Source organism: Pseudoxanthomonas sp. F37 (assembly GCF_022965755.1).
Lineage (GTDB): Bacteria > Pseudomonadota > Gammaproteobacteria > Xanthomonadales > Xanthomonadaceae > Pseudoxanthomonas_A.
The window spans coordinates 2,142,485-2,157,118 of the sequence record NZ_CP095187.1; the positions used below are offsets into that span (position 1 = coordinate 2,142,485).

Genomic DNA, 14,634 nt, shown 5'->3' on the forward strand with positions numbered 1-14,634 from the left:
TGCCGACGCGATGCCGGGAATGGCCGCAGGGATACGCCGCGCAGGGCCTAACCGCGGCGCCGCCACCAGGCGGTGCGCGGGCGATACGCCACGGCGGCCGGCACGTGCACGTCCACGCGGGTGCCCTCGCCGGGAGCGGACGCGATGTCCAGGCTGGCGCCGAGGCGCGCGGCGCGTTCGCGCATGCCCGCCAGGCCCCAGTGCCCTTCGCGGCCTCCGCGGTCCAGCACGTCCGGATCGATGCCGCGGCCATCGTCGTGCACGCCGACCGCCAGGCCGGTGGCGCTGTGCACGATGACGATGCCGATATGGCGCGCCCCTGCGTGGCGGCAGGCGTTGAGCATCGCCTCGCGTCCGATCTGCAGCAGTTCGTCCTGCACGATGGGGTCGATCGGCGCCCGGTTTCCCTCCTCGGACAGACGGATGGACAGCTCGGGACCGGCCTCCAGGTCGGCGGCCATCCTCGCGAACATGTCGGCGAGGCAGCCGCCACCGCGAGCGGTGGCGCGCAGGTCGAGCACCCGGTCGCGCGCCTCCACCATCACATCGTCGGCGCGCTCAAGCACCGCATCCAGCGCATCGCGCGCGGGGGCGCCCGGGCCCAGCGAACGGGTGACGGCATGGAAGCGCAGGATCAGCCCCTGCACGCTCTGCAGCAGCGTATCGTGCAGCTCGCGGGCGATGCGCTCGCGTTCCTGGTGGCGTTCCTGCAGGCGGTCGTGGATCTGCCGCGACACCCGCCGCAGGCGCAGCAGGTAGGCGACCCATAGCAGCGCGGCCGCCGCCGTCGCGCAGACGGCCGCAAACCAGGGGGTCTGGTAGTAGCGTGGTGCGATCGAGAACGCGATGCCCGCCCCCACCTCGTTCCAGACGCCGTCGTTGTTGGTGGCCAGCACGCGGAACACGTAGTCCCCCGGTCCGGGATTGGTGTAATAGGCCACCCGGCGCGTCCCGGCCTCCTGCCAGTCCTGCTCGTAGCCCTCCAGCCGGTAGCGGAAGCGCACCCGCTCCGGGATGGCCAGGCTCAGGGCGGCATAGCCGATCTGCAGGTTGCGCGTGCCGGCGGGGAGGCGCAGCGGACCCGCGTCCAGGGGCTGCGGGCGGCCATCGATGGACAGCGAACGGATGCTGACGGGGGGCGGCAACGGATTGCGCTGGATGCGGTCCGGGTCGATCGTGACCACGCCACTGGTGGTGGCGAACCAGAGCCGGCCGTCGCCGGCCTGCAACGCGGTCGGTATGGGGCGGAACTGCGCGGGAATGCCAGGCAGCCCGTCGAGGAAATCGAACAGATCGTAGGCCGCGGCGGAGCTGCCGGCGAACATCGCTTCGAGCGATGCGGCCGGAATCCTCACGATGCCCCGCGCACCGTTGAGCCACAGGTCGCCGTTCGCCGTTTCCACAATGCCGGATATGCCGCGCAGGGGACTGTCGGCGTGCGCGCGCAGCGTCTGGATACGGTCGCCGCGCATGCGCGCCAGCCCGCGCTCGCCTCCGATCCACAGGCCGGCGCGTCCCTGCCGCAACGCGCTCACGTTGCCGACATCCAGGCCCTGGGGCCGCCCGAATACCGTCAGCCTGCCTTCGCGCATCGAGGCGATCTGGTTGTGCGCAAAACCCATCCACACGCGGCCGTCGGCGCCGGCAAGCAGGGTCAAGGGCGACGACCCCTCGCGCGTGCCGGGCAGGTCGCGCAGATGGGTCCAGCGGCCGCCCTGCAGACGGTGCAGGCCCGGCGTGTTCAGTGAGACCCACACGCTGCCGTCGGGGGTGCGGGTGATGGCCTGCACGCCCGAATAGCGCTGCACCGGCAGAGGGGCGACGGAAGCGAGCGCACCGTCGCGCAGGGTCCAGATCCCTTTGGGGCCGCCCAACCACACCGTGCCGGTCTGGTCGCGGTACGCCGCCGTCAAGGGCGGGGCCAGCGGCAGGGATGCCTGGCGGCTGCCCTGCACGCGCAGCAGGGGACGGTTGCGACTGCCCACGAGTACGGAGGGCCCCTCCTCCGCCACGATGGCGAAATCGTGGGCGCCATCGGGCAGGCGGGCCAGCACCACGTTCGCATGGCGGAAGCGGTCCAGGCCGCGGCTACTGCCGATCCAGAGCGTGCCCTCCCGGTCCTCCAGCAGCGGCAGTGCGTAGTCGGAGGTCAGGCCCTCGCGCTGGCGGTAGGCTTCGAACGGCGAGGCCGCCTCGCCGGTCCACCGGTACAGCCCGTCGCCCAGCGTGGTGGCCCAGAGCGCGCCATCGCGGTCGAACAGCAGCCCGGCCGAGGCCAGGGGCAAGGTCTGTGCGGGCGCCGGCCTTCCGGGCACGGGCAGCGCACGCACCGCGCCATCGGCTTCCGCGATCCAGATGGCGCCATCCGGCCCCTGGCCGAACTGGCTGATCCTGCCCACGCGCGCCTGCACGCGCTGGAACGCCGTGCCGCCACGCGGCAGGAAGGCGACGCCCTGCTCACTGGCGACCCACAACGTGCCCTCGGCATCGACGAACACGGTCCGCGCCTGCCGGCCGGGGTAGCGCCAGCGCGGGCCGAGCGCATGCCATCGCCCACCCTGCAGATAGACCAGCCCGGTGAACGTGGCTGCCCAGAGGCGGCCATCCGCATCGCGGGCGAAGCGGAAGACGGTGCCGCTGGGCAGGCCCTGTGCCTGGCCGTAGTGGCGCAGTCGCGCCCCGTCGATATGGGAAACCGCACCGTAGCGGAAGCCCACCCACAATCCGCCATCGGGCGAGGCATGCAGGGCGGAGACGCTGGTGGCCGGCAGCGCGTCGCCGGCCGGAGGCTCGTAGCGCTCGAACTGCACGCCATCGAAGCGATACAGCCCGATCTGCGTGGCAAGCCAGAGATAGCCGTCCGTGGTCTGCGCAAGGGCGGTGACCTGGCCCGGCGCGCCATCCTGGACCCGCCATGCGGTGTGGTGGAACTGCGCCAGCTGGCGGCGGACCTCCAGCGCGGTCGCCGTCTGCGCCAGCGCAAGCCAGAGCAGCCAGACGAGCGCGGCCCGCCAGCCCTGCCACCGCCCCATGCCTTCGCCCGACCGACTGGCCACCCGGTTACCTGCCTCAAGTTTGTTGGCGGTCATGTCCCGCCGTTGCCGCCCGACCGTGGCGCATCCGCCAGCGTCCTTGGCCTGCCACGCACGGCGCCCCTCCGATGCCGCCCTTCCATGCCCTCGGCATCCCCTGGGTGGGCGCGGGCGCGCGTGTCACCCAGCGTACTACGCCCCGCGCATCGCGTTGCGGGCAGCGGCCTACTCGAATGCGCCGATGCTGTCGTGGCTCAGATTGTCGAAGCGCGTGTATTCGCCGAAGAACCGCAGTTTGCACGAACCCGTGGGGCCCGAGCGCTGCTTGCCGATGATGATCTCGGCCAGGCCTTTGTCCGGCGAGGTTTCCTTGTTGTAGTAGTCGTCGCGGTAGATGAAGACGATCATGTCCGCGTCCTGCTCGATGGCGCCCGATTCGCGCAGGTCGGCCATCACCGGGCGCTTGTCGGTGCGCGTTTCCAGCGAGCGGTTGAGCTGCGACAGCGCGATCACCGGCACGTTGAGTTCCTTGGCCAGGCCTTTCAGCGAGCGCGAGATCTCGGAGATCTCGGTGGCGCGGTTCTCGTTGTTGCCGGGCACCGACATCAGCTGCAGGTAGTCGATGACGATCAGGCCCAGGTCGTGCTCGCGCTTCAGCCGGCGCGCCTTGGAACGCAGCACGTCGGGCGACAGGCCTGGCGTGTCGTCGATGAAGACCTTGGCCTGGTCCTTCAGGATGCGGATGGCACTGGTCACGCGGCTCCAGTCCTCGTCTTCCAGCTGGCCGGTGCGCAGGCGCGTGGCGTTGATGCGGCCGACCGAGGAGATCAGGCGCATGGCCAGCTGGCCCGCCGACATTTCCATCGAGAACACCGCCACGGCCTTCTTCGACTTGATGGCGGCGTACTCGGCGATGTTCAGGGCGAACGTGGTCTTGCCCATGGCCGGGCGTGCGGCCAGGATCACCAGGTCGGTGGGCTGCAGGCCGGCGGTCATCATGTCGAACTCGGTATAGCCCGTCGGCAGGCCGGTCACGGTGCCGCCGCTCTCCGAACGCACGCGCAGCACCTCGAAGGCGTCCTTCAGCGCATCGTTCATCGCCACGAAGTCGGTGCGGCCGCGCGCGCCCTGTTCGGCGATGGCGAACACCTTCTGCTCGGCGATCGCCAGCATCTCGTCGCTTTCCTTGCCCTCGGGCTGGAATGCGTCGTTGACGATCTCGGTGCCCACCTCGATCAGCTGGCGCATCACCGCCTTGTCGCGGACGATCTCGGCGTAGGCGGTGATGTTGGCGGCGGACGGCGTGGTGCTGGCCAGTTCGACCAGATAGGCGCCACCGGCGACCAGGTCCATGTGGCCCTGCGACTCGAACCATTCGCCCAGCGTCACCGCGTCGAACGGGCGGTTCTTCTCGGCCAGTTCCGCGATGGCGCGGTAGATCAGCTGGTGGTCGCGGCGATAGAAATCGTTGGCCGTGAGCTTGTCGTTGATGCGGTCGTAGGCTTCCGGCGCCAGCATCAGGCCGCCGAGCACCGCCTGTTCCGCCTCGATGGAGTGCGGCGGCACGCGGAGTTGCTCGATGCGGGCGTCATGCGAATCCTGGCGGAAGCCGGTGCGTGCGGACATGGGCGGTACGTGCTCCTGCGGCGCATGCGGGCTGATGGCCGCACGGCCGGACATGGTAGGCAGTCCATGCCCTGGGGTGTTGCAGATAAGTGTGTGGATAACCGGTGGGCATCTCAGCGGCTGAGACCGCGGCCGGCACGCCAAACAGAACGGGCGCCTTGCGGCGCCCGTCTGTCGGCATCATGCAGCGATGCGCGGATCGATCAGGCTTCGGCCTGCACCACGACCTTCACGGTCGTCTGCACGTCGGCGTGCAGCTTCACCACGATCTCGTACTCGCCGATGTTGCGCAGCGCGCCTTCGCCCATGATGACCTCGCTCTTCTCCAGCGGCAGGCCGGCGGCGGTGAAGGCCTCGGCGATGTCGCGCGGGCCGACCGAGCCGAACAGCTTGCCTTCGGTCGCGGCATTGGCGGTGATGGTCACGCTGGCGCCTTCCAGCTTGGCGGCGCGGCCTTCGGCCTCGTCATGCACGGCCTTGGCCTTGGCTTCGTACTCGGCGCGCTTGGCTTCGAACTCGGCCACGTTGGCGGCGGTCGCCGGCACGGCCTTGCCCTGCGGCACCAGGTAGTTGCGGCCGTAGCCGGGCTTCACGTTGACCTTGTCGCCCAGGACGCCGAGGTTGGTGACTTTCTGCAGAAGAATCAGTTCCATCGTGTATCTCCGATTCGTTAGCGGCCGGGAATGCGGCCGCAACTGTTGCTGTCCGAATGGACGGGATTTGAAGCCAGGAGTGAGCGGAGAGGAGTGAGAAGTGAGGAAGAACACCCTCATCACTCACTCCTCGCCCTCAGACGTCGTGGTTGTCCGTGTACGGAATCAGCGCCAGGAAACGGGCGCGCTTGACCGCGGTGGACAGCTGGCGCTGGTAACGCGACTTGGTGCCGGTGACGCGGCTCGGCACGATCTTGCCGTTCTCGGTCAGGTACTGGCGCAGGGTGTTGAGATCCTTGTAGTCGATCTCTTTCACGCCTTCGGCGGTGAACTTGCAGAACTTGCGGCGACGGAAGAACTTGGACATGGGGGGCCTCCTCAGGCGGCTTCGGCGTTGTCGGATTCGGTCGAAGCGGCGTTGCCGGCCTCGCCTTCCTCGTCGTCACGGCGACGACGCTCGCCACGCTCGGGCTTGTCGCCCTTCTCGTCCTTGTTCTTCATGATCAGGGACTGCTCGGTGTCCGGGCCATCGCGCTTGATGACCAGGTTGCGCAGCACCGCATCATTGAAACGGAAGCTTTCCACCAGCTCGCTCAGCACGGCCTGGTCGGCCTCGATGTTGAGCAGCACGTAGTGGGCCTTCACCAGGTTCTGGATCGGGTACGCCAGCTGGCGGCGGCCCCAGTCTTCCAGACGGTGGATCTTGCCGTTGCCGCCCTCGATCAGCGCCTTGTAGCGCTCGATCATGGCCGGCACCTGCTCGCTCTGGTCCGGATGGACCAGGAACACGACTTCATAGTGACGCATCGTTTTTACCTTTCGGATGTGGGCCCGACGGGTATCCCGCGGGCGGAACAGCCCCCCGGACGTCAGCAACGGACGCGGTGGGGCAAGGACCCGGCGACCTGGCTGGCCGCCGGGAGCAGGAAAGTATGGCAGGTCAACCACTTAGGGGCAAGCCAGCCCCTGCGGAGGTGGTGAAGCCCGCGCCGTAGCGGCATCCATTCGCTATCGCATTGATTCTACGTGGAATTCAAGCACACCCGCATTCAAGCCCATGGAGGGCCCCACGATGAATGACCCGGCTAACCCGGCGCAGCCGGCAGGCCCGGGGTAATGAACCCCGGCTTCCCGCACCCGCCGGCACCGCAGGCCATCCCAGCCCGCAGACCGCGCCATCGACGACGAAGCCTGCCGCCACCACGGAAGCGTCAGGCGGCAGATCATCGTTTCATTCCCGGTCCGATCAGGCCCTAAGGAAATTTCGGCCTGGAGAGGCTCAGGGCGGCGCCGATATCGAAGACCAACCCGACATAGAACGTCCAGCCATCCTTCATGCGCGAGGTTGAGTAGTCCGCGGTGAGCGGTGCGTTCGGATCTATGACATAGGCTGCGCCCAGTTCGAGAAATCCTGCACCGATCCCGAGCCGGGAATGCACATCGAGCTGGTAAGAGTCGCGCGGTTGGGCGTCGGTCGTTCCCGTCAGGAAACGCCGCGCATTGGTTTCGTAAGCTGCCCGCTCCTGGCTCAGACCGATATAGTGAACGGTGGCCCCCACGGAAGCGACAGGATTGGCCCTCCAGAAGCCCTCGTATTCAATGCCCGCGAAAGCCTCCCAGGGATAGGCCTGCCCGTCTCCGAAGGTATGGAACGCGCCACCGTACACGGCCACATTTTCCGGGAACGGTGTGCCGTCGGGCCGGCTCCAGACTACTTGCCGCCCCTGCGCAAAGACGCCATTGGATCCCCCGTCGTGCCTTATCACGACCTGATCGGGCCCGAAGGTCGGATTGCCCCAACCGGTATCGTAGAGCGCATCCACGTAATCGGCTGAACGACGGTAGGCGCCGATTTCAAAGTTGAGAGGCTTGTCTGCCTCCCTGAACCCTTCGCGTTGGGCAAGGTGCAGCACCGCGGAATAACCATCGGATTCCCCTTTTTCCCAATCCCAGCCGGAACCCGTGCGCCAGTTTTCGGCGTTGTCCTCCGTCAGAACGGCACCCAGCGAAAGATGGGGCGACAGGTTGTAGCCTATCCGTGCGCCCCACTGCGATGCGGAATTTCCCGGCGCATTCAGGACAAGAGCACGAACCTGCGCAGTACAGCCCAGGCCTCCACAGTATTCAGAACGGAGGAACTCCGGCCAGATGTTCATACGCCCAGCCTCGAGTTCGAGCCGGCCGTCGAGAAAATCCCCCTGCACCGTCAGGCGGGTCAGATCGGTGCGCGTATCGACGTAAGGATAGGTGGCGTAGAACGAGCTGCCGACCGAGAACAGATAGGTATCCGCGCTGTGATCGGCCACGTTGATTGTCTGGCGCCATTTCAGTTTCCAACTGTCGGACACGCGATAGGTCGTGTCGAATATGAGAAAGCCGGCGTTCAACCACTCTCCGCCGACGAAGCCAAAATCGGGCGTGTTGGCATACAGATTGACGTACTGGACGTCGACTTCCAGGCCCGCGTCACGCAGCTTCTGCCCGACCTCCGACAAAGGCCCCTCCGGCAGGTTTTCCCGTGCCATCTCCGTGGCTACAGGCGGAATGGCCTCCTCCGCGAAGGCCGGAACCGCGACAACGATCTGCACCCCCCAGACACACAGACATGCAAGATTGCGAAAATGGATGTTCATGCTCCCTCCCAGGCGCATCGATATTCCGTTGTGTTTTCAGAAAGTTGAGTGCGTGCGAAACACCACAGCCCAGCGCACGCCGCCGCCGCCGCCAGAGCGACAACTCCGTTCGATGCGCAAGGCACAACTTGGCCAACGCCTCAGGCTGCTTGGGTCGACTCCCGTCCGGCGGCACTTGTCCCCTGCGCCGCCATCGCGGCGGAACGCGTGGGCCACAGCAAGCTCCACCGCCTGCTTGCGATGGGCACCCCGCCGGATCTCATTCCGGCGGGCCGAGATTCCTCTCCTTGCCCTGTCGGACGATCACGCGCCTGGAATGAAGGGCACGAGCAGCCTGGAGTCGTATTCGCCGCCGAAGTGGATCACATGCCGCCCCTTGTTGATCGTGGGGATGGGTGGAATCTGCGGGAATTCCGGGCGGACCAGCAGGTCGGTCCCGGTGATGACGAGTTCCAGCGTTTCTCCCGGCTGCCAGCGTATGCCGTAGGGCCAGAAGCCGATCTCGACCGGCACGATCTCACCGGGCTGCAACGTGAGCGGCTGGTTGAAGTGCCTGTGGGGCTGGAGTTCCGTGGATAGCTCCGGGTCCGTCGTGCGCAGCGAAACCCGCAGTCGACCGTTCGGGCCTACATGGGTACGTTCCGTTACCACCGGGCACCCGCGGATGTTTCCGTCGCGGTCGCGCTTGCGCACGAAGGCGAACAGATCCATGTCGTCATTGCCCTCGGCCTCGACCCACAGCTTCAGGTTGAAATAGCCGGTCAACTCCGTCAATTCGTCGAATACGATCGAAAAGCTGGCGCCTTCCTTTTCGCCGACGTCGTAGGAAACTTTCGCTTTCCCGGCCTGCGGCTGCGAACGCAGCACCGGCGTTCCGTTCTCCAGGCCCAGATGGAGCGGCTTGACCACCTGGCGCTGCAGCGGGAATTCGGCCTCGCTGCGATTGACGATATCCGTGTTGCCCGGGTCGAAAACGGAAAGACGAACGCGCGGGGTCGCTTCCCAGCCATTGTCGATATTCTTCAGATAGCGATCGAAGAAGCGGCGCAAGTCCTCCACATGGGCCGGGTTGAAGTAATCCGTCCACTCATGGGTGTTGTGCACGCGCAGCCATTTTTCCCTTGAGGCGATGTTTGACCATCCGCGGAACGTACCTCCCGTGTGCAGGATGTTGGTCCAGGAGGCCACCACATAGGCAGGCACATCGATCTCCTGCAGAGGCGCCACCTTGGTCTGCCAGTAGGCGTCAAGCAGAGGATGGGCGTCGGTCATGGCCGGAATGTCCTCCACCAAGCCGTTGCCACACAGGCGACTGAAGATGGCGTTCGAGAAAAGCCGCTCGGGAATGCCGCCGCGGAAGCTCGTATCGCGATAGATGTCGGAGGCGCCTTCCCAGGGGGCGATCGCCGCCAGATGCGGCGGACGCATGGCTGCCACGAACCATTGCGACATGGCCAACATCGAATTGCCCGTGAGGCCGATCTTTCCGTTCGACCAGGGCTGGGAACCCGCCCATTCGATCAGGTCGTATTCGTCTTCCGGTTCCTGGCGACCCCAGGCATGAACGTCGCCTTCCGAATTGAAGATGCCGCGGCTGTCCGGGGCCAGCACGACATAGCCATGGGCCACCCAATAGCTGGGATTGGCCGCTTCGAACTTGTTGAGTCCGTCTTCCCACTCCAGCGGAACGTCCATCCGGGTCGGATGTCCGAAGCCTCCATTGTTGATGACGCTGCCGCGCTTGCCATAAGGGCTCCAGCCCATGATGACGGGATATTGCCCTTCCTCGGTCGGGCGATACACGTCCACGCGAAGCCGCACGCCATCGCGCATCGCCACCGGCACGTCCTGATCGACCCGAATGTTGCACCGCAGCGGCATGCCGCCGTCCAGGTGCACACTGCCCTTCTCCAGGATGTAGCTGCTTTCGTTAAGACCGGGATAAGCCGAATTCTCGATGGGCGCCGCCTTTCTGAAAAGAACGTCCAGCCCCTCCAATTTCTTGGTAATGCTCACTTTCTCCTCCTCCTCATTTTGACCACGATGCGGGCCCGGGCCGAGGCTCTGCTCCGGCCCCGGTGGCGCGCGCGCTGCTTGCCTTTCCGCCCTGCAAACACCTCCACCAGGCGACCAAGGACGCCTTACGTTACGCCGAACGCAAATAAATGCAACAGATGTTTAATTTGATCGGACGGGCGGGTGACGACGCACTTACGGGCCTCAGCCATAGGCCTCAATGGGCGGTCGGGCGAGCGGTCAGCGAAATGCCAAGAGGGGCGGCAGGCTTGTTTCTGCGACGGTTCTTGGCCACATTCGCTGCATCGAGGCAGGAACGAACATGAGTGCACCCCAGCCAAAGAAGGCAAAGCCGCAGACAGGGCGCCGAACCCGTGCCGGCAGGCCCCGGCTCGGAAAGGAGACGGGGCGTGAAACCATCCTCGCGAACGCGCTGCCGTGTTTTGCCCGACGGGGCTATCACGGCGTGAACATTCGCGATCTGGCGCAGCAGGCCGGCGTCAACATCGCGCTGGCCAACTATCACTTCGGCTCCAAGGCCGCGCTGTGGCAGGCCTGTCTGGAGCGGCTGCAATCGAGCGCGAGCGGTCCCCTTGCCGAGATCGGAGTGCTGGCGGCGGCGGCGCTGCCGTATCCCCGGAGGCTTGTCGGGACCTACGCCAGCTTCATCCGATTCAATGCGGATCTGCCGGATTACGGCCTGTTCATCCTTCAGGAAATGCTGCAGCCGGGCGAGCGCCAGGATCTGGTGAAGACCGTGCTGATCGACCCGTTCCGGGAAGCGGTGACGCCGCTGCTGTCAGAAGGCGTCGAGAAAGGGTTCCTTCGGACGCGGGATGTCTCCCTGCTCTTCTTCACGCACTCCATCGCCATCTCCCATGTCGTCGCGGGACAAGGCCTTCTCGCACCGTTCTTTACGCCGGAAACACGCAAGGAGCAGACGCTGAAGGAGCTGCTTGCGATGATGGTCCGTTCTGCTACAGGCAGTCTTCCAGCCGAGTTTGCCGAGGAGATTGAAACCGCCTACGCCCACGTCTGATCCGACACACGCGCTGAGCGGCTTCGGCCAGCGCGGTGGAGTCCCCATAAGCTTGCGCGGGCGGATGCGATACGTAGACAGGAAATCCCCGCGGCTCGCACGCTATTGACGCTGACCGCACAGCTCGACCGTCTTGGGAGCCAGCGGCACGAGGGGCGGCCGGCGACTCTTCATGCGCCCGGCCGGTATCGACTCAGCCGCCACGCGCGCGACCCATTGGGCACGGCCCCCAGGTAGGGGCCTTCGCCATCGAGTGCCTGCCAGCCGGTGCAGTGCTGACACGTGCCGGGGCAAGTTGGCCGGTCGCCCGGATGGGGGCATCCTCGCCGGCAATGGGGACATCCCTGCCCCGAACCCGGGCCGTGCCCCCTGTCTGCCGCTACAAGGGCGAGCCGTCGAGGCGACCCACGGGACACCCTGGTTCCGTAAGTGACTGATATGCGGATGTATCCACGCCCTCGACGGGACGCCCCGGGCAGGCTATGCAGCGGTCGTGGTGAAGCTTTCACCGCAGCCGCACTCGGCCGCCGCGTTGGGGTTGCGGAAGGTGAAGGTCTCGGACAGGCCCTGTTTGGCGAAATCGATCTCCGTTCCGTCGACCAGCGGCAGGCTGGTGGCGTCCACGTAGATCTTCACCCCGCCGAACTCGAACACGGTGTCGCCCGCGCGCTCGTCGCGGGCCAGGTCGGCCACGTGGCCCCAACCGGAACAGCCGGTGCGGGTCACCCCGAACCGCAGGCCCAGGGCGCCCGGCGTCTGCGCAACGAAGCGCTGCACGCGTTCGAGAGCGACGGGGGTGAGGGTGATGGCCATGGCAAGCTCCTGTGCGACACGGGGAAGTATAGCCGCGGGCGCTCCGTCGGCCGGGCGGCTCTTGCTAAACTCCGCGTTCCATAAATGTGTCTGTTACCGAAGGATTCAAGCCATGACGGTGGTAAGCGTCGAACATGCGCTGGCGGGCAAGCTCCCGGCCGGCGGCGAGGTCACGGTGCGCGGCTGGGTGCGCACGCGGCGCGATTCCAAGGCGGGCCTGTCCTTCGTCAACGTCAGCGACGGGTCGTGCTTCGCGCCGATCCAGGTGGTCGCGCCCGCCACGCTGCCCAACTACGAGTCCGAGGTGAAGCACCTGACCACCGGCTGCGCGGTGGTGGCCACCGGCACCCTGGTCGCCTCGCAGGGCCAGGGCCAGAGCTACGAGATCCAGGCCGCTTCCATCGAGGTGGTCGGCTGGGTCGAGGATCCCCTCACCTACCCCATGCAGCCCAAGCAGCACTCGCTGGAGTACCTGCGCGAGTTCGCCCACCTGCGCCCGCGCACCAACCTGTTCGGCGCCGTCACCCGCATCCGCCACTGCCTGGCGCAGGCGGTGCACCGGTTCTTCCATGAGCGCGGCTTCTACTGGATCAGCACGCCGATCATCACCACCTCCGACGCCGAGGGCGCCGGGCAGATGTTCCGCGTCTCCACCCTGGACCTGGCCAACCTGCCGCGCAACGGCAAGGGCGAGGTGGACTTCTCGCGCGACTTCTTCGGCAAGGAGACCTTCCTGACCGTATCCGGCCAGCTGAACGTCGAGGCCTACTGCCTCAGCCTCAGCAAGGTCTACACGTTCGGCCCGACCTTCCGGGCGGAGAACAGCAACACCACGCGCCACCTAGCCGAGTTCTGGATGATCGAACCGGAGATCGCGTTCGCCGACCTGACCGCCGACGCCGACCTGGCCGAGGACTTCCTGAAGTACCTGTTCCGCACGGTGCTGTCCGAACGGGCGGACGACATGGCCTTCATCGCCGAGCGCGTGCAGAAGGACGCGATCAGCCGGCTGGAGTCGTTCATCAACGCGCCGTTCGAGCGGATCGACTACAGCGACGCGATCGGCCTGCTGCAGAAGGCCGGCAGGAAGTTCGAATTCCCGGTCGAATGGGGCCTGGACCTGCAGACCGAGCACGAGCGCTGGCTGACCGAGGAACACGTCGGCCGCCCGGTGGTGGTGATGAACTACCCCGAGCACATCAAGGCCTTCTACATGCGCCTGAACGACGACGGCCGGACGGTCGCCGCGATGGACGTGCTGGCGCCCGGCATCGGCGAGATCATCGGCGGCAGCCAGCGCGAGGAGCGCCTGGATGTCCTGGATGCGCGCATGGCGCAGTTCGGCCTGGATCCGGCGCATTACCAGTGGTACCGCGACTTCCGCCGCTACGGCGGCGTGCCGCACGCCGGCTTCGGCCTGGGCTTCGAGCGGCTGGTGGTCTACGTCTGCGGGCTGTCCAACATCCGCGACGCCATCGCCTACCCGCGCGCGCCCGGCAACGCGGAGTTCTGATGATCCTGTTCTTCGCGCTCTGCTTCGTCGGCGTGGCCATCGCCGGCTTCTGCGCCTTCGTCATCTTCTGGCCATTGACGCTGGTGCACGTACGCGACCGCCATGCCGCCCTGGGCGTACAGTGGGGCGAGGGCGCGTTCCTCAAGCCCGTCGCCCTGCGCTGGCTGCTGTCGGGCGAGTACCGCCGCATCCCGGACACCTCGCTGTCCGGGCTGGCGACGCCGGCGCGCATCTCGCTGTGCGTGATCTTCTTCGGGCTGGCGATGGCGGGCCTGCTGGCGCTGTGGGCGGAGGCTTTCGCATGACCCCGTTCCTGCGTGAGGACTGGTACCTGGCCTCGCTCGGCCGCACCCTGATCTGGGCGCGCCTGCGCGTACTGGAAGCCGGTACCGCCGAGGTGCTGGACAGCGACGGCAACACCCTGCCCTACGACAGCGAGGACAGCGCCCGCGCGGCATTGTTCGACGCCGAGTTCGTCGCCTTCGATGGCCTGGATGAGGAAGACGCCCTGGCGCGCGGCTTCTCGCTGGCCGGCGTGCAGCCGCCGCACGGCGACGACGATGCCGCGCTGGTGCCGAAGATGGTGCAGTCCCTCGGCGCGCGCGCGTGAGCCGGCGATGTACACGCCGCACGCATTCGCCGACACCGACCTGACCCGACTCGACCGGCTGATCGCGCGCGACGCCTTCGTCACGCTGGTCACCGTGGCCGACGGCCTGCCCTTCATCAGCCATCTGCCCGTGCTGTATGCGCGCGACGGCGACCGGATCATGATCGAAGGGCATTGGGCCCGGCCGAACCCGCAGGCGCGCCACGCGGGACCCGCGCTGGTGATCGTGCATGGCCCGCACGCCTACCTGTCGCCGGGCTGGTACGTGGACAAGGAAGAGGCGGCCCGTGTGCCGACCTGGAACTACGCCGTCGCCCACCTGCACGGCATGCTGGAGAGTACCGAGGACCCCGCGCGGCTGGCATCCATCGTGGATCGCCTGAGCCAGGCGAACGAGGCCCGCGTCGGCAACGACTGGCGCTTCGAGCACGACCGCGACGATCACTTCCGCCAGTTGCGCGGGATCATCGGCTTCCGCTTCACGGTCGACCGCGTCGAGCTGAAGTTCAAGCTCAGCCAGAACCATCCGGTCGCCAATGTCGAAGGTGCGGCGGCAGCACTGCGGCAGCTGGGTGGCGAGAACAACGTGGCCGTCGCCGACCTCATGCGCGAGCGCCTGGCCCATCGCAAGGACGGCGTGGGCGCGACGTAGGTCGCGAAGGGAAAGCGTCGCGCCTCACCTCGCTCCCACAGGGCTAA

General features: G+C 66.7%; 13 protein-coding genes. 5 read left to right on the forward strand and 8 right to left on the reverse strand.

The genetic code is table 11. From position 1 onward, the window contains the following. Nucleotides 1-47: 47 nt before the first annotated feature. From MUU77_RS09905 to MUU77_RS09935, 7 genes are all read right to left on the reverse strand, one after another. On the reverse strand, nucleotides 48-3,089 hold the full coding sequence (locus MUU77_RS09905; protein ID WP_245086099.1) for a sensor histidine kinase: 3,042 nt from the start codon (nucleotides 3,087-3,089) through the stop codon (nucleotides 48-50). A gap of 168 nt (nucleotides 3,090-3,257) precedes the next feature. Continuing rightward, entirely contained in the window at nucleotides 3,258-4,658 is a 1,401-nt protein-coding gene (locus tag MUU77_RS09910) for a replicative DNA helicase (protein ID WP_245086102.1), read from the reverse strand. Nucleotides 4,659-4,861: 203 nt separating this feature from the next. Beyond that, nucleotides 4,862-5,311: a 50S ribosomal protein L9 gene (gene rplI / locus MUU77_RS09915; RefSeq protein ID WP_245086105.1), complete on the reverse strand. Its 450-nt coding sequence runs from the start codon at nucleotides 5,309-5,311 to the stop codon at nucleotides 4,862-4,864. A 136-nt stretch (nucleotides 5,312-5,447) separates the two neighbouring features. Continuing rightward, nucleotides 5,448-5,678, reverse strand: coding sequence for a 30S ribosomal protein S18 (gene rpsR / locus MUU77_RS09920; protein ID WP_055942998.1), 231 nt, complete (start codon nucleotides 5,676-5,678; stop codon nucleotides 5,448-5,450). Nucleotides 5,679-5,689: 11 nt separating this feature from the next. Continuing rightward, a complete protein-coding gene (gene rpsF / locus MUU77_RS09925) occupies nucleotides 5,690-6,118 on the reverse strand; it encodes a 30S ribosomal protein S6 (protein ID WP_245086108.1) in 429 nt (142 codons plus the stop codon). Between the two features lie 446 nt (nucleotides 6,119-6,564). Further along, nucleotides 6,565-7,944, reverse strand: coding sequence for a carbohydrate porin (locus tag MUU77_RS09930; RefSeq protein WP_245086110.1), 1,380 nt, complete (start codon nucleotides 7,942-7,944; stop codon nucleotides 6,565-6,567). A gap of 303 nt (nucleotides 7,945-8,247) precedes the next feature. After that, entirely contained in the window at nucleotides 8,248-9,960 is a 1,713-nt protein-coding gene (locus MUU77_RS09935; protein WP_245086113.1) for a CocE/NonD family hydrolase, read from the reverse strand. Between the two features lie 322 nt (nucleotides 9,961-10,282). On the opposite strand from MUU77_RS09935, the gene MUU77_RS09940 reads away from it, so the two are divergent. Further along, on the forward strand, nucleotides 10,283-10,999 hold the full coding sequence (locus tag MUU77_RS09940; protein WP_245086116.1) for a TetR/AcrR family transcriptional regulator: 717 nt from the start codon (nucleotides 10,283-10,285) through the stop codon (nucleotides 10,997-10,999). Nucleotides 11,000-11,479: 480 nt separating this feature from the next. Here MUU77_RS09940 and MUU77_RS09945 read toward each other — a convergent pair whose 3' ends face one another. Then, nucleotides 11,480-11,812 (reverse strand): iron-sulfur cluster assembly accessory protein, encoded by a 333-nt coding sequence (locus tag MUU77_RS09945; protein ID WP_245086119.1) that lies wholly within the window; start codon nucleotides 11,810-11,812, stop codon nucleotides 11,480-11,482. Nucleotides 11,813-11,924: 112 nt separating this feature from the next. Between MUU77_RS09945 and asnS the strand changes: the two genes are divergently transcribed. From asnS to MUU77_RS09965, 4 genes are read left to right on the forward strand one after another with little or no spacing between them, the layout of a single operon-like run. Continuing rightward, nucleotides 11,925-13,325 (forward strand): asparagine--tRNA ligase, encoded by a 1,401-nt coding sequence (asnS, locus tag MUU77_RS09950; RefSeq protein ID WP_245086122.1) that lies wholly within the window; start codon nucleotides 11,925-11,927, stop codon nucleotides 13,323-13,325. Further along, nucleotides 13,325-13,630: a hypothetical protein gene (locus MUU77_RS09955; protein WP_245086125.1), complete on the forward strand. Its 306-nt coding sequence runs from the start codon at nucleotides 13,325-13,327 to the stop codon at nucleotides 13,628-13,630. Before asnS ends, MUU77_RS09955 begins: the two co-directional genes overlap by 1 nt. Continuing rightward, the gene (locus tag MUU77_RS09960) at nucleotides 13,627-13,935 is read left to right on the forward strand and encodes a hypothetical protein (protein WP_245086128.1); all 309 of its coding nucleotides are present in this window, start codon (nucleotides 13,627-13,629) and stop codon (nucleotides 13,933-13,935) included. Before MUU77_RS09955 ends, MUU77_RS09960 begins: the two co-directional genes overlap by 4 nt. Before the next feature lie 7 nt (nucleotides 13,936-13,942). Then, complete coding sequence (locus tag MUU77_RS09965) at nucleotides 13,943-14,587, forward strand: FMN-binding negative transcriptional regulator (protein ID WP_245086131.1); 645 nt, start codon at nucleotides 13,943-13,945, stop codon at nucleotides 14,585-14,587. Nucleotides 14,588-14,634: the final 47 nt, after the last annotated feature.

Excerpts from the sequence above, each read along its gene's own strand:
- MUU77_RS09940 (WP_245086116.1), top strand. The coding sequence starts at position 10,283 with ATGAGTGCACCCCAGCCAAAGAAGGCAAAGCCGCAGACAGGGCGCCGA.
- rpsR (WP_055942998.1), bottom strand. The coding sequence starts at position 5,678 with ATGTCCAAGTTCTTCCGTCGCCGCAAGTTCTGCAAGTTCACCGCCGAA.
- MUU77_RS09930 (WP_245086110.1), bottom strand. The coding sequence starts at position 7,944 with ATGAACATCCATTTTCGCAATCTTGCATGTCTGTGTGTCTGGGGGGTG.
- MUU77_RS09960 (WP_245086128.1), top strand. The coding sequence starts at position 13,627 with ATGACCCCGTTCCTGCGTGAGGACTGGTACCTGGCCTCGCTCGGCCGC.
- MUU77_RS09955 (WP_245086125.1), top strand. The coding sequence starts at position 13,325 with ATGATCCTGTTCTTCGCGCTCTGCTTCGTCGGCGTGGCCATCGCCGGC.
- rplI (WP_245086105.1), bottom strand. The coding sequence starts at position 5,311 with ATGGAACTGATTCTTCTGCAGAAAGTCACCAACCTCGGCGTCCTGGGC.
- asnS (WP_245086122.1), top strand. The coding sequence starts at position 11,925 with ATGACGGTGGTAAGCGTCGAACATGCGCTGGCGGGCAAGCTCCCGGCC.
- MUU77_RS09945 (WP_245086119.1), bottom strand. The coding sequence starts at position 11,812 with ATGGCCATCACCCTCACCCCCGTCGCTCTCGAACGCGTGCAGCGCTTC.
- MUU77_RS09965 (WP_245086131.1), top strand. The coding sequence starts at position 13,943 with ATGTACACGCCGCACGCATTCGCCGACACCGACCTGACCCGACTCGAC.
- MUU77_RS09905 (WP_245086099.1), bottom strand. The coding sequence starts at position 3,089 with ATGACCGCCAACAAACTTGAGGCAGGTAACCGGGTGGCCAGTCGGTCG.
- MUU77_RS09910 (WP_245086102.1), bottom strand. The coding sequence starts at position 4,658 with ATGTCCGCACGCACCGGCTTCCGCCAGGATTCGCATGACGCCCGCATC.
- rpsF (WP_245086108.1), bottom strand. The coding sequence starts at position 6,118 with ATGCGTCACTATGAAGTCGTGTTCCTGGTCCATCCGGACCAGAGCGAG.